Source organism: Virgibacillus halotolerans, assembly GCF_016908515.1.
Taxonomy (GTDB): domain Bacteria; phylum Bacillota; class Bacilli; order Bacillales; family Amphibacillaceae; genus Virgibacillus_M; species Virgibacillus_M halotolerans.
Genome location: NZ_JAFBEA010000004.1, coordinates 1 through 15,249 on the forward strand (window position 1 = coordinate 1; position 15,249 = coordinate 15,249).

Annotated in this window: 14 protein-coding genes; all 14 read right to left on the reverse strand. The window is 32.9% G+C overall.

What is annotated here, in order from left to right:
* Positions 1–574 precede the first annotated feature (574 nt).
* The 14 genes from JOC34_RS11185 to JOC34_RS11250 all read right to left on the reverse strand — a co-directional run bounded on the left by JOC34_RS11185 (position 575) and on the right by JOC34_RS11250 (position 15,206).
* Positions 575–826, reverse strand: a complete 252-nt coding sequence (locus JOC34_RS11185) for a hypothetical protein (protein ID WP_205136855.1) — start codon at positions 824–826, stop codon at positions 575–577.
* Between the two features lie 336 nt (positions 827–1,162).
* Positions 1,163–2,203 carry an RES domain-containing protein gene (locus JOC34_RS22100; protein ID WP_205136856.1) on the reverse strand — a complete coding sequence of 347 codons (1,041 nt, stop codon included), beginning with the start codon at positions 2,201–2,203 and terminating at the stop codon, positions 1,163–1,165.
* A 13-nt stretch (positions 2,204–2,216) separates the two neighbouring features.
* Entirely contained in the window at positions 2,217–3,179 is a 963-nt protein-coding gene (locus JOC34_RS11195) for a sce7725 family protein (protein ID WP_205136857.1), read from the reverse strand.
* Positions 3,180–3,181: 2 nt separating this feature from the next.
* A complete protein-coding gene (locus JOC34_RS11200; protein ID WP_338062669.1) occupies positions 3,182–4,033 on the reverse strand; it encodes a sce7726 family protein in 852 nt (283 codons plus the stop codon).
* Between the two features lie 375 nt (positions 4,034–4,408).
* A complete protein-coding gene (locus JOC34_RS11205; protein ID WP_205136858.1) occupies positions 4,409–5,038 on the reverse strand; it encodes a NeuD/PglB/VioB family sugar acetyltransferase in 630 nt (209 codons plus the stop codon).
* Complete coding sequence (locus tag JOC34_RS11210; RefSeq protein ID WP_420856138.1) at positions 5,031–5,642, reverse strand: sugar transferase; 612 nt, start codon at positions 5,640–5,642, stop codon at positions 5,031–5,033. The genes JOC34_RS11205 and JOC34_RS11210 overlap by 8 nt, the downstream gene beginning before the upstream one ends.
* A 49-nt stretch (positions 5,643–5,691) precedes the next feature.
* Positions 5,692–6,402: a hypothetical protein gene (locus JOC34_RS11215; protein ID WP_205136859.1), complete on the reverse strand. Its 711-nt coding sequence runs from the start codon at positions 6,400–6,402 to the stop codon at positions 5,692–5,694.
* 380 nt (positions 6,403–6,782) lie between these two features.
* Positions 6,783–7,607: a DUF2971 domain-containing protein gene (locus JOC34_RS11220; protein ID WP_205136860.1), complete on the reverse strand. Its 825-nt coding sequence runs from the start codon at positions 7,605–7,607 to the stop codon at positions 6,783–6,785.
* Positions 7,608–7,625: 18 nt separating this feature from the next.
* On the reverse strand, positions 7,626–8,798 hold the full coding sequence (locus JOC34_RS11225; protein ID WP_205136861.1) for a glycosyltransferase family 4 protein: 1,173 nt from the start codon (positions 8,796–8,798) through the stop codon (positions 7,626–7,628).
* 1 nt (position 8,799) lies between these two features.
* Complete coding sequence (locus JOC34_RS11230; RefSeq protein WP_205136862.1) at positions 8,800–10,080, reverse strand: nucleotide sugar dehydrogenase; 1,281 nt, start codon at positions 10,078–10,080, stop codon at positions 8,800–8,802.
* On the reverse strand, positions 10,080–11,093 hold the full coding sequence (locus JOC34_RS11235) for an NAD-dependent epimerase (RefSeq protein WP_205136863.1): 1,014 nt from the start codon (positions 11,091–11,093) through the stop codon (positions 10,080–10,082). The genes JOC34_RS11230 and JOC34_RS11235 overlap by 1 nt, the downstream gene beginning before the upstream one ends.
* Before the next feature lie 11 nt (positions 11,094–11,104).
* Positions 11,105–12,223, reverse strand: a complete 1,119-nt coding sequence (locus tag JOC34_RS11240; RefSeq protein WP_205136864.1) for a glycosyltransferase — start codon at positions 12,221–12,223, stop codon at positions 11,105–11,107.
* Between the two features lie 23 nt (positions 12,224–12,246).
* Entirely contained in the window at positions 12,247–13,737 is a 1,491-nt protein-coding gene (locus tag JOC34_RS11245; RefSeq protein WP_205136865.1) for an asparagine synthase-related protein, read from the reverse strand.
* 221 nt (positions 13,738–13,958) lie between these two features.
* Positions 13,959–15,206 (reverse strand): lipopolysaccharide biosynthesis protein, encoded by a 1,248-nt coding sequence (locus JOC34_RS11250; RefSeq protein WP_205136866.1) that lies wholly within the window; start codon positions 15,204–15,206, stop codon positions 13,959–13,961.
* Positions 15,207–15,249 lie beyond the last annotated feature (43 nt).

Consider the following 15,249-nt stretch of genomic DNA (forward strand, 5'->3'; position numbering starts at 1 on the left):
ATTTACGTGAATGAGATCTTTTAGACATACAAAAACTCCCCTTAAGGAAAACAGATTTTATTTTTTAATCTGTCTACCTTAAGGGGAGCATATCACTATCGCTCCAATAAGACTAGATAAAGCACCTGACCAAAAGTCATTCAAAAAGTTTCCTCCATTTCAGTCGAATATACTTCCAAGCATACACATTTCATATTGCTATTACTCCACACCCATCAGCAGTAGGTAAGCGTTTGAAATGATCTCTGACATTTTTCCAGCTTCACACGAAGCATACTAGTTTCCCAGCACTTCGCATTCCCTTTAACGAGATTTACACGGTTATTAGTTCCCCGTTACCCATTGTTTAGGATTGTTTAATCAATTATAGTCCATATTTATCCATTTATTAGATATTTTTTATAACCATTCTACTTAAATATTAGAAAACACACTTCCCTGTTAAACCAAATGCCTGACAGAACGATAACCAAAAAAACGCTAGTTTATTATGAATATACCTGCACGGTTAACCATAGGTTTATTTGATGCTACCCCATTAAACCATTTTTTCAATTGTACTTTTTATTTTTTCCTAATGAATTTTAGATAATATTTTATTGGCAGTATTAGTCATCCCAGCAATACTATCCTCTTTACAATATTTCAATAGGTTAGCAATATCAACTTCTTTAACAGTTACTTCTGTAAGGTTGTACTTTTCTACAATTTCCATCCACCTTTCTAACATTTTAGTCTTGCTGTTTAATTTTAAAAGAAGCATTTCCTCAGCTGAGAAGACTTCGTTAATATAATAATTCCAACTTCCTTCAATTAAGTTATCCAATTTTTTCTAAAAGTCCTCTTGAGCAGCATCGGAACACCCGTATTATCGTCCTGTACGCTATTAAATGATACCTTTAATTTACTCATAACTTAATTCAACCCCCATCCTGCAATTTCACTGACTACCAATTTAGCGTCCTGATCATAAAAAATTTAGTGAAGAATTATTCCCAGATATTGAAATGCATTCTTAGCTCTCGTGTAATCGAATGACATCTTTTATGTCAAAAGCAGTCCAACTACTCTAGATATTTGTATCGCAGGTATGAAAGTGCAAAACTAAACTGTTAGGTTGAACCCTCAGTGTAATCCATAAACTTTATCCTTCCTATAGTTCTCAATCATACAAAGGAACAGAATCATATTTTATTCCTCTAACATCATATACACATATATCTCGACATTGAAATAAACCCGGATTAAAGATTGCCAAATTATAACCATCTTTATTCATTGTACTTTTATACTTAATACCTTTATAACCTTTACTTTTTATAAAGTCGGTAATATATTGTGTTGGCAGATAATCAAGTGGACCATCATTCCTTCTAAGTGGCTTTGCTATTTCATTACCAATTTTTTGTGTATTTTCTTTATTAATTGCGTGTAAAGTCATATCTATACCCGAAAAAGGACCTATTTTATCTAAGGCAATAAAATCAATAACATCAATATCTTCTTGTAATTCAAATTCACCAATTGTAACATAATCATATGCCCCAGCTTTTATCTCATGTAACGTAGTTTCTCTATCACTAGCTAAATAAAGGCAACTTATCCCTAATGGATTTGCACGCCCATCCGATGCTTTATTAGAAGGTGGAGCCCCCATTTCACTTATTGTAAAACCGTCTTCCGTTGATATTCTGGCCCTATACAATATAGTACCTCCCTTATAAGTCTTTTTTACATTTCCGCAAAACATATCTAAAACATTTGTATTTATATAATCCGTATGAAATCTATTATTTGTTTGAATTTCTTTAACAAAATGCTCCCAACTATGGGTTTTCGTAATGGAATTACCTTGTAAATATTCATTATCATTTAATTTCATAATACTTATCGGGGAATCGAAAATTTCTGGATACTCATTGTATTTTTCATAGCATATATTCGTGATTAAGGTATAAATTTTCTCTTTATCAATATTGAAAATTCCCCATTTCTCGTATAACTCGTCTTTTAGTAGATTCATCTTCTCTCTTGGGTAATCATCAGGAAGATGATTTGTAGGCAAATATACTTCCAATAATTCATTGAAAACATCTACCAATTGGCCATGTATTGTAGTGTCATAGATATATACATTTTTTCCATTGCAAGTTTTACAATCACCCGTGACATTTAAACTTTTAATAATCGCCTTAATTTCCACATCTTTAAAACACCTATTGCAGCATATCATATTTATTCGACTCTCCATCCAAGTACTTACTTACCAATTCAACATGGTGCATGATTGAAAGTTTTTTTACTGTACCTAAGCCTGGATATGTTCCTCGTTCATAATGCTTTGTGAACTCTCTCATACCACGTGTATCTATGGCTGTCTTAGATTTCCATGCCATGAGCTTTTTTAGAGCTTCATAAAACTTCCCTGCCGGATCATTAAAATCTTCATTTGTATCAGAAACGAAATGTTTAATTCGTAACTTTTGCTCGGAATCCAAATAAACGATATGTATTGCTACTGCATAGGGAGCAAAACCCGATTCAAAAAAGTCCGCCCCTACGATTGAGTAGTCTGAAAATCCAAGGTAGCCATCTTCTTCATAATAAAGATGGTCTTCTGAGAAAGGTTCATCTTCAACTTCTAAATAATCGGCATTTCTTGCCTTCTTTTTAAATTTGTCATCAAGTGAAATTCTATTTTCTTTTGCTTTAATTCTTCTTTTAAAAGTACTTTTATCTGGAATTAAAATATATTTTGCTTTTTTGTCACTAAACTTTGTTAGATAAGTATCGATATAATCACTAGCATTATTTATTAATAATAGCTCATCCCTTTTATTTCCTTCCGACAGTAACTTATCAAGCTCGGCATGGCTATTTTCATTTATTATATGGGATTTAATTATACGTTTATCCTGAAGCGCTTTCATTAAGTTTTCATTAATATTATTAGCCTCAAGACTAGCAAGCTCCTTATTAAAACTACCAACTTGAGGATTGTGAATAACTGCGAAATATCTATTCTTCTCTATAAACAGTCCCATCGTTTTTATTAAGGTTGACGATGGTTTTATTGGTTCTATAATAGGGGTAACTTTTTTGCTCAGTAGATTATGTTCTGCCAATTCTCTCAGTGCTAACAGTTCGAATTGTCTACCTCTTAAATACGGAAAATACATATCTAATACCTCCATTTTTTTTCTAAAAATACATTTAGTTTCTTATAATCGCTTTTCTTGAATTTGGAAAAGTAAACCAAAAACTTAAGTGCATAGGGAGTATCTTTATATTCCTCGATTTCTTTTATATTTCTTTTTTTAAGTTCCTTCAACATATATTTATAAAGAGTATTAATATCAATCTCCTTAAAAAGTTCAAAGCATTCTTTATAGTAATTAACCTGTGTAGTGATAGGAAGTTGACCGTAATGCTTTTTCAAAATGTGTTCAAATTCCTTTTTCCTAAGAAGTTTAAACATTACTGTATAGTCTAAATTTGAATTGTCTTCAACTGGTGCTTTTCTTGTACTTATCGTATTTTTATCAGTTAATATACAGATTCCAACCTTTGTATCCTTCAAAATATCGGTTATTTTTTCATAATTAGATTCACAAGTTACTACGCATACCCGATTGAAGGCTTTGTAATAGTCATTGATTTGTGCATCAAGCCTATCAAAAGTATCTAATCCTGTTTTTATTTCATAAACTGTCGCCTTACCATTTATTAAAATGAAATCAGCCTTAGATTTGTTTATAGGTATTTCTGACAACGCTGTTGTTGTGTTTAGGCTATGCCGCCCAAGTAAAATTTTATTTAAGAGTGTGTTTTTATAAAAATATTCATTCCTGTATTCTTGGGTTAAATATTCATACACTTTATTTATTAAAACTTCATTTTTTGATAGTTCTATGTTATTTGAATAATTTCGAATGCAAGTATCATATAATTTATTATGATTATCATTTATTAAGTCCATAAATATACTTTGAGTAAAAAGTCTATTCAAAATAACATTATTACTTGTACCCACATTCTCCACCTTACCTTATTTTAAATTATCTAATAGTACTATAATACCATAATAAACAGCACATATCCTTTAATAACGTCAATACCTTTTTGAAATTTGTCAACTAACTAATGACTTCTTAAGAATAAGATATTCAAGTTTAAGATAACATTCTCATAAAATCCTATGAATACCTTAAATAATCGCTAGCGAATTAGTCAAAAATCATAATTCATCTAATTTAGTTATTGCCTTCGTGTAGTGTTAATCAAATGGAATTTTCAATTGAAGCCATTGGAGTTCATATATTTCTCTAATTGTCACCGGTGGGCTTATTTAATTTTTAGAATAGCTAGCACTCAATTTGAAGAATTGAACTTATGGTCGTCCATTTTATCATTTATTACCTTTATTCATTTCCTTCGCCGGCACACCAACAACACTAACCTTATCCCCAACATCACTCACCACAACAGCACCCGCACCAACCACGGACCAACTACCTATCTCTTTCTCCGGAATCACAATCGCTCCCGCCCCCACATGCGTTCCTTCACCAACTGTTACAGTTCCTGCTAAAGTAGCGTTAGGAGATATATGGACAAAGTCCCTTAATCTATTGTCATGCTCTATAACTGCCCCACTGTTAATAATACTATGATTTCCAATAACAGTATCGGCATTGATCACTGCATGTGGCATAACAACCGTTCCGCGTCCAATTGCTGCTGAGGGACTAATTATTGCAGTGGGATGGATTAAAGCGATATATTTTTCTAAAGGGATGTTAAACTCCCCAATAAGCTTTTGCCGCACTTTATTATTGCCTATTGCAATACAGAATTTACAATCGTCCACCAAACTTTCAATCATATCGGTATGTGCATAAATAACACCTTCGACAAATTCCTTTTGCTCAATGCTTTGATCCAAAATAGCGTGCAACGTTAGATCATCATGTGCATTCACAATGTCTTGAATAACCTTACTATGTCCGCCAGCACCAATCAAAACTACATTAGTCATTGTTCGTTTTCCTTTCATCATACCCTTTGAATTTCTCTATCGTTGCCTGTCCATCCTGATTAATTCCCTCAGATTTAAAGACCTTCAATACCGTCATGAACAGTATCTTTATATCTAACCAAAACGATTGATGATCTACATACCAGACATCTAGCTCAAATTTCTCTTCCCAGCTGATTGCGTTGCGACCATTCACTTGTGCCCAGCCAGTGATACCTGGCTTCAACTCATGCCTTCTTGCTTGCTCTTTTGTATATAAAGGTAAATATTCCATTAGTAAAGGTCGCGGTCCCACTAGGCTAATGTCACCTTTAAGCACATTAAACAGTTGAGGAAGCTCATCCAAGCTTAGCTTACGTATGATTTTTCCAGTCTTGGTCAGACGAACATTGTCCGGTAAAAGGGTCCCTTCTTCGTCACGCTTATCCGTCATTGTTCTAAACTTATACACGTAAAAAGGTTTGCCATAAAGACCGGGACGTTGCTGTTTGAAAAGAACTGGGGAACCTAACTTAAAACGCACTATAATTGCTGTTATTGCTATAAATAATGAAAGTAGAATAATTGCTATTAAGGACACTATAAAATCGAAACATCTTTTTATTTTGATCACCTTGCCATCCCTTTTTTTCTCTTACGTTATTCCTATTACTTTAGTATTTCTTCAATTCATCGATGATTCCACTGTACATTCTATTATTAGCATCATCAACTGGTGTAAGGTGTTCTAACAAACTCTTAGTCATCATATTAGTATCTAATGTAAGTAACTCTTCTCGTAAGCTTGGAAACTTGGTCTTATGTTTTCCAGTCCAGTTTTCCATTTGAAGTATTGTTTCCGCTTGTTCCATTTCAAAAAAATAAAGTGATATTGCACACAACCCATAGTAATACTTTTGTTGTTTTAATCTTTTCCTGTCAGATCTACTATAAATTCTTGTCCATTTACTATATTTAATCAAGTCCTCTATTAAAAAATATACTAATGTATGTTTATCTGCTTCCTCGCTATCTCCTCTACCAAGTTCAAAGTATCCATAGCCAATAAACCTCTCATAAATTCTTAGTAAATCTAGAGAGGAATATTTAATATTTTCATTCAATTTTTCAATAGTGATTTCTAATAGATCATTTTCTACAATATTATCATGCACATCATGATTCTTCTTCGGATTAGTTTTAATAGCCATATAGTTGGACATAAAAACCATTACATTTGAATACAAATTTTGATTTCTTTGCATAAAATAGCTTTTTCTATCTCTTATAGTGGTTAGAAAATGTGATAAAAGCTGAGCTAAAATAGCGACTATTAAAGTAACCAGTAATGTTGTCAACAATGGATCTTGTGTCGTTGCAATCAATTTAGAATTACCCCCTATTAATTTACTAACTTAAATACGTTTTTTAATTACACAGGTATCAGTAGTAGCATTAGAAAGGACATGGTAATGTTATGTGTTAGAAAGTTTCTAATACATCTCTATTAGCCAAACAACAAAATTGCTTCCATTTAATTGACTCATTGTAATTTAAGTACAACACCTGCTCTTAATCTCCCTAAATCTCTTTGTGATTTTTTCAAAACTTCCCTTTTCTTGAATATCAACAATGTGAAGGTCTGGATGCGATTGCTCTTTTATTTTTCAGACCACTAGTCTTGATATATTAAAATCTTTAATGTTATAAAGTCACGATTTATTCAAATCATTCTATCACTTCATTTTCTCCATATCACACTCTATTAACGAATTTTTAATTCACTTTCTTTAATAACTGCTGATGAATTCAAATCGGATACTAAACTGTGTATAATTTGCTTTTGGGCTTTATTAGTTCTTGGTCCTATTAAAATTTCCATGTTTTTTATAGCCTTTTCATCTAAATCTAGATCAAAAAAGTCTTTCGTTAATTTTTTCGTTCTAAGTTGATCAAATAAATTTATCTGATCTTCTGGTTTCTTCACTTCTTCTAAGTCACGAAATGTCCAGGGGGTAATAAAGAATTTATAACGGTATTCTTTTTGAAACTTCCACTTTTTACTTTTATAAATCCCTAAATCTTTTGTACTTACCTTTTTTTCCGAGCTTGTTCTCTTAACGCCATTTTCAATGCTTGTTTTGTCGTTTTCCGTTAATACTTTTCGATTTATTTTATCATAGTCATCCGTATACTGGACTTGGCAAAGACTAGCTGTATAGGGTGGGCTTAATATGCAACCATGTTCAAAAAGCATTTCATTAGTTAAAATTGGATGAGTTGAGTAGCTTTCTTTAATGTATTTCCCATCAGGTTGAATTTGAGTTATTTTAAATGGATTAATTGGAAGTCTAATTCTAACACCAGTCATATTAGGTGTATATAAGTTCCATAGTGGTATTGATTCCTCAGGGTCATTTGACCAACAGCTAACAAAAGTAAATCTCCCTAGATCCCCAAAATCAACTGTACCTTGCTCCTCTATGTCATCAACTTTTGAAAGACTGCTAAATCGTATTGTTTTATTATTCAATATTAATGCAAGCGTCTCTATGCTAGCGTAATGATAAAGATATGATGGCTTTTCCAAAGCTTCCCTCCTAAAATGTTAATCATTTTTCCTATCAACTTTGTTAGTCAACTCCCCAAACAACTCCATCTGCTTCCCCAAAACCTTCTCCTCATTAAAAAGCTCCAAGGCAATTTCCCTAGACGCAATCCCCATCCGTTCAATTCTCTCAGGATTGTCCAACATCGTCTCCATAGCGTCAACCAATTGCTCACTCGATCTTCTATCAATCAAGAGACCATTCTCTTCAAATACTTGTTCTCTACATCCTCTAATATTCGTAGCAATAATTGCATTCTCCATGGCCATCGCTTCAATAATCGATCTCGGTAGCCCCTCTCTATAGGAAGGAAGAATAAAGACATTGCTCGAATACAACAACTGGCTAATATCATCTCTAAAGCCTAAAGGTATTACTCCTTCTTGATTCATTAATCTTTTGATTTCATTTATCGCTGTAATATCTCTTTCACTATTCGGTAGATCACCAATCAGCAATAATTTTACATTAGAATGGTGTTCTTTTAATTCTCCAAATGCCCTTAGTAATTCGAGTACACCTTTTTCTTCCACCAATCGCCCGATAAAGGAAAAAACAATATCGCTCGGTTGTATGCCTATTTCATTTTTTAGCGCACTAATATGACGATAATCCATTAAATCCGGGTTTAAATTATTTTCCAGATCTACACCATTACTTAAATGAATAATTCTAGATTGATTTAAAAACTTATTTTCCACCGATAACTCATAGTCTTCCTTACTTTGAAGTAGCAACCAATCTGTCATAAACTTTGCTGCATACTTCTCAATATTATAATAAAAATTATACTGTTTCTTCGACATATCCTCATGAAAGTAAAATCCATGTGCTGTATACACAATGTTTTTTACTCCGGCTAATTTAGCTGCTACCCTTCCAAGCAATGCCGCAATTGGCGTATGTACATGAACAATATCGTACTTTTCTTTGCTCATTAATTTGTACAAGTCATAAATTGATTTTATATTTGAAAATATACTTATTGACCTATCAATTTTAATATCATACAAGTTAGGTAGTTCTTTTTCTAATTTGGAAAAGAGACCCGTATCCGTGCAAGCAATATGGGTCTCAAAACCTTTCTTATTTGACTCGATGATCAAGGGCTTTAATAATTTATCTACGGTAAGATCAATCGCGCAAATCTGCAGTACTTTTCCTTTGGCCATTTTACAATCTCCAAAGCTGAATATTATCCGGACAAGCATCTTTCTCTAACTTACTTTTAACATCTACTACGATGCCTTTTCCATGTTTCAGTAAGTGATCAAAGACTTCCCATCCCTTATCTGCATAAGCGTCATGGGGAACAGTATATACCACTGCATCCGCCGGTTTTAGCTCTTCGTATGGAATCAAGTCAATGCCATATTCTCCAAATGCTTCATTTGCATCGGCATATGCATCGGTAACCTGCACTTCTACTCCAAAATCTTTTAGTTCATCAATAACGTCTACAACTCTCGTATTACGTAAATCGGGAACATTTTCTTTAAAAGTAAGACCTAGAATAGTTACTTTTGACCCCTGAATAGGCATATTCTTCTTGATCATTTGTTTCACTAATGATGTTGCAATGAAGTTGCCGACATGATCATTCGTTTTTCTTCCAGCTAAAATCACTTCTGGATGGTGACCAATCTGCTCGGCTTTATGTGTTAAATAATAAGGATCTACGCCAATACAATGTCCACCAACAAGACCTGGTTTAAAGTTCAAGAAATTCCATTTTGTCCCTGCTGCAGCCAATACTTCCGATGTATCAATATCCAACTTATCGAAAATGATGGCTAATTCATTCATTAGGGAAATATTAAGATCACGCTGGGTATTTTCAATTACTTTTGCTGCCTCTGCAACTTTAATAGAACTGGCTTTATAAACGCCAGCTTCTACAACCGAGCCATATACATCTGCCACTGTTTCTAGCACTTCATCATTTTGACCGGATACAACTTTAGTAATGGTAGTAAATGTATGTTCTTTATCACCGGGATTGATTCTTTCCGGAGAATAACCAACAAAGAAATCTTCCCCACATTTCATACCTGACGCCTTTTCCAATACAGGAATACATTCTTCTTCTGTCGCTCCTGGATAAACAGTAGATTCGTACACAACAATTGTTCCTTTAGCTAGGTTTTTACCAATTGTTTCAGATGCCTTTTGAAGTGGCACTAAATTAGGTTGTTTATTCTCCGTAATTGGTGTTGGTACAGCAACAATAATAAAGTCTGCCTTATCCAGATCCGCCGAGTTAGCTGTAAATTCGACAGATGCACTTTTTAAATCATCCATTTCTACTTCATTTGTTTTATCAAAGCCATCTTTTAATTCTTCGATACGTTGTTCATTTATATCAAATCCAATAATATCTCGCTTCTTACCGAATGATACTGCCAATGGTAATCCTACATAGCCTAAACCCACCACTGCGATTGTTCGTTCCATTATAACTTCACCCCATAATATTCTAAATACCAGTCTATAAATTTATTTACCCCATCTTGAATGGAAGTTTCCGGTTTAAAATCGATATCTCTAAACAGATCTTCCACATTTGCATAGGTTTCTGGTACATCACCAGCTTGAAGTGGCAAGAAGTTCTTCTTAGCCGTTTTTCCTAACTTGTTTTCGATTGCTTCTATAAAGTCCATTAATCTTACAGGGCTGTTATTTCCGATGTTATAAACCTTATATGGCGCATAGCTTGATCCTGGATCTGGATTGGCACCAGACCAGTCCGGATTCGATTGTGCAGGTCTTTTAGTCAATCTTGTAATACTTTCAACAATATCATCCACATATGTGAAATCACGCATCATATTCCCATGATTAAACACGTCAATTGGCTCATCATTTACAATTGCTTTAGTAAACAAGAACAATGCCATATCTGGACGCCCCCATGGACCATAAACAGTAAAGAATCGTAGACCTGTTGTTGGTAGTCCATATAAATGACTGTACGTATGTGCAAATAGTTCATTAGATTTTTTGGTTGCTGCGTATAAGCTTAATGGGTGATCGATATTATCACTTGTTGAAAATGGCTTGGATGTGTTTGCACCATAAACTGAACTAGATGATGCGTAAATTAAGTGTTCTACTTTATAATGACGACATGCCTCAAGTATATTTGTGAATCCAACAACATTTGAATTTATATATGCATGTGGATTTTCTAGGCTATAACGAACTCCGGCTTGAGCTGCTAAATTAATTACGATTTCGGGTCTATATTGGTTGAATGTTTGATTAATAGTATCTAAGTCTTCGAGATCTGTTTTCACGAATGTAAAGTTTTCATGGTTTAATTCAGCTAATCTATCTTCTTTTAGTTTGGGATCATAGTAATCGTTTATGTTGTCTATTCCGATTACTCGGTGACCTTCTTTTAATAAACGTCTCGATAGATGTGAACCTATAAAACCAGCTGAACCTGTGACTAATACTTTTTTCATACCTACACCGCCTATAAATGATATAATTCTTCATACTGCATTGTAACTTGGTGAATATCAAAATTATCGATTACACGTTGACGAGCTAATGAACCTAAATGTTCTCTTTCTTTATTAGATAGATTTAATAAGTCAATTATGCCTTTGGATAAGGCATATGAGTTTTTACTAGGAACAACCTTTCCAGTATTTCCAACTATATAGGCAGAATCCCCAACGTCTGTAACAACACAAGGTGTCTCACACGCCATTGCCTCCCCTATAACGTTTGGGAAACCTTCGCCACTAGAAGAAGAAATAAAAACATCAGCACCCGACATTATCACAGGTATATCTTCTCTTCTTCCTAGTAGACTCACATTGTTAATAAGATCATATTTCTTTACTAAATCCATTAGTTCTTGATTGTTATTATCTATATTTGTACCTACTAAAATAGCATGGAATTTAATTCCTTTTTGATTTACTTTATTTAATGCTTTAATAAAATTTTGATAATCCTTTAAAATATTCCAGCGTCCTACATGCGCTATATATGGAATATCACTTTTTCTTCCGATGAGTTTGCTTACTTTGGGTTTAGCCTCAGCATCCGGACTAAACTGATTTAATTCAAAACCATTTGGAATAACAAGTAAGTTCTCATCAAAATAACCAAACTCTTTATGGACTTCTTTAGCCTTAATGGAACAACTGACAACCGTATCAACTTTCTTTGACAGCTTTGAATTAATTTTTGCTACTAAAATTGTAGACCTTTTATTTAAATTTGGATCTAAATTGCTTCTTCTAATTCCCCAAATTAGCTTTCTAGCTTTTGAAAACTTAAATAACATATATCCAAATAAATCAGCGTGATACATCCAAGTTTGTATTACTTCAGTGTCTTTGATATTTTTTTTTGCCTTTTTAATGCCTTTAATACTTGGTCTGCCTTGTTTCATATTTAAACTAATTACTTCAAAACCTAGCTCACGTATTTTTTCACCATAAATACCTTCATCCATCATGGAAATTACATTCGCATCAAACCTATTTTTATCTATATGCTTTAAAAGTTTATAAAGCATTGTTTCCGCTCCCCCCATATTCAATCCTGTAATAATATGGGTGATCTTTTTTTTCTGCATCTTAATCACATCACTTGTTTACTTTATTTCCTTATTTTGTTTCTTAAAATTTGATAACCTTCAATTTTTGAAGGTATGATTATTGAATTAATTCGGTCCTTCAGAACTTTTTCGTATTCAACCGCGCTATTCAGATTATTTTTTTTGATAAAAATTGTAAATGCCGTTAGCCAGCTAATTGTTGCATCAAGTTTATTTACGCTAGACGTCTCTGCTTTAGGCCATAACTTGTAAATTTTTTCTAACGATCTTTCGTTAAAAATACCAAGACCACTTAATGAATTCAAATCTAGTTCCTTGTCAATAAAACCCTTTAAATCAGTTCTCAACCACTTACCATATTCATGTGAAGCAGATTTACCAGTGTCTACAATTACCTTTTTATCATTACGCCCAAATACTTTCCCCGTTCGAGCCCAAGGAATTTCAGATATATCCCCTGGCAACAATGGCAATATGCTTTCATAAAGTACATCTGATCTTATTGATAAATCCAACCCCCATAAATACTCTACAGCTTTTGGAGATGTAAATAACTGGAACAAAGGTTTTTCCATTGCTATAATACTCATCGCGGTAGTTAAATATCTTCTAGAATGATTTCTTTGATATTCTGTTTCCCTATATTGGTATTCTTCACGTCGATGTTGATCGATTGTATTTCTATAATTCATTGAATCTGTTTTCATTTGCGTGTAATGATCTTGTATTAACTCTTCCTTCAACAACCCTAATTTATTTGCATTGCCAAATACAATGGGGGGAACATTCTTAAGTGGAATTCCATTATATTCGGCCCTTCCCAATGTATCACCATAACTACCTGCCAAAATAATATCACTATCTGGATCTTGCGCCACAGCATTCATGGCGTGCAAATTATAGGGTATGATTTCAGCTCCAACCTTTTGAACTAAGTGAAATGTTTCTTTTAGTACATCAGGATTTAAAGGGAAATATTTATAATCCCAATTGTATTTATCGGCAATCTGTTTTGCATACCATACATCACGGCTATCAGTAGTTCCCCAATTATAAACTATTACCTCTCCATTAAAATCCTTATTAATCTGAGTTTCCCTTAATACTCCCGCTAGAATCCTACTGTCCATCCCTCCTGATAAAAGAATACCTACTCGTTTATAATTACCTATAAAGTTCAACGTCTCTTCATATACAATTTTCTTCAGAGTGATTGCCGCTTCTTTAGAATCAAGCATCTTATTACCATGGGGGGGGACATCAAAATAATTCCACTCATTCAATCCCGCATTATATTCTGCCAACCAGGGCGTACGTTTAATGGGTTTTATTAACGTTTTATCACCTATAATATAACTTCTCATTAATATTTCTATTACAGATTGTAAGTCAAGTTCTATATCACCTTTTGGTATAGTTTTCATAATTTCATTAAAGTTCAAATTGAAAGATGGTTGTTCCTTGTAGGTAGAATAATATGGGTACTGACTTCCAATGTGATCCTGGGTATTTATCCAACTAGGCCAATTCATAGTACGCTGATTCTCCTTAATATTAATACAACACTCTAAAGTGTTAATAACACTAGATTTTGATGATCTATTTTTGTGCTGCACCATAATATTGACATTTTTAATAGAAAGAATAACTAATCTTATAACTGCTTTAAACAAACTTTTTCTAGTTCAAAATTGATTATTAACTACATGTTGTTAAAAATTATCATAAGCTGAAATCAAACATTGAAAAGTATTTAAAAAGAGTTTTCTAACCCCTTCCTACGAATTATATACAAAAGTAAAACAAGGTAAAGAAAAAATTGTATAAACCGGGAAATAAGTAATGACCAAGCAGCTCCATAAATACCATATAAGCTAATAAGATAATATCCTGTAATTAAGGTGATTACAGTCGCTATTAGGTTTATAAACGGCTGTATTCGAATTAATCTTGCTGAAATAACAGATAGATTTAGAAACGCCGAAAGAAACCCAAATAATAATGAAAATGAAATTATAATAAAAGAATTTGTGTAAGAAGCATAGTCTTCACCGTATATAATAGTTAAAATAAGTTCACTTTGAAAAATAATAGGGATAAAAATTATTAAAAAAGCAATTATAGCAAAGGTCAAAAATTGTATATTAACATTTGTAAATGCTTTTCTACCTTTTTGGTTATACGCATTCGCAATTCTTGGCGCAGCTAATAAAGAAATTGGAGTAATTAACATATTACTTGCTATCAATACATAATATAACGCGGAATATATTCCCACTTCTTCTATACTTGAGTAATAATCAAGAAAGTATCTTGGGATATTTGTATTCAAGGATCCAATCAATGCAGTAAGACCTAATGGTAAGCCCATTTTCATAAGTTTAAGTGAGCTCCTACCAAATACAGGAGAAACTTTTGTAAATGGTTTCAGATGTTTAATATCATATAATACCAATCTAAGTACCATTACAATTAAAAGTCCTGATATAGAAAGTATAATATTTTGCGTATATATATAGATAAATCCAACAATTATTACAGTAAGGATACCTCTATACAGCTGGGATTTTCCAATTAAGTCAATTCTACTTTGTTTTTGAAAGTACCCCATGCATATATCACTTAAAGACTCTACATATTTCACAAGTCCCATTAGAAGAATAATACTTCTTGTTACACTGTCATTGCTATATATTATCGCAATTGGAATTATAACTACATAAGATAATGTTAAGTGAAGAATTCTACCACCATAATATTGAGAAAAGGTAAATTCATCTTTACTATCTGTAGCAAGAATAGTTCTTAATTGAAAACTAAAAAAGAGAACTATTGGAGCAGTTAACGCTAATCCAAGAGAGTATATACCTAGATCTTCAGCAGAGCCAAACTTTGCTATTATTGTAATGATTAGCCATTGGGATAAAGCATATACAATATTTCCTCCCAATGACCAAGTTAATTTACTTTTAATTTTGATCCCATTAAATTTTTCACTCATTATTTTACACCTTTGCCTATAGCTTCATATAATTTTTCACCGT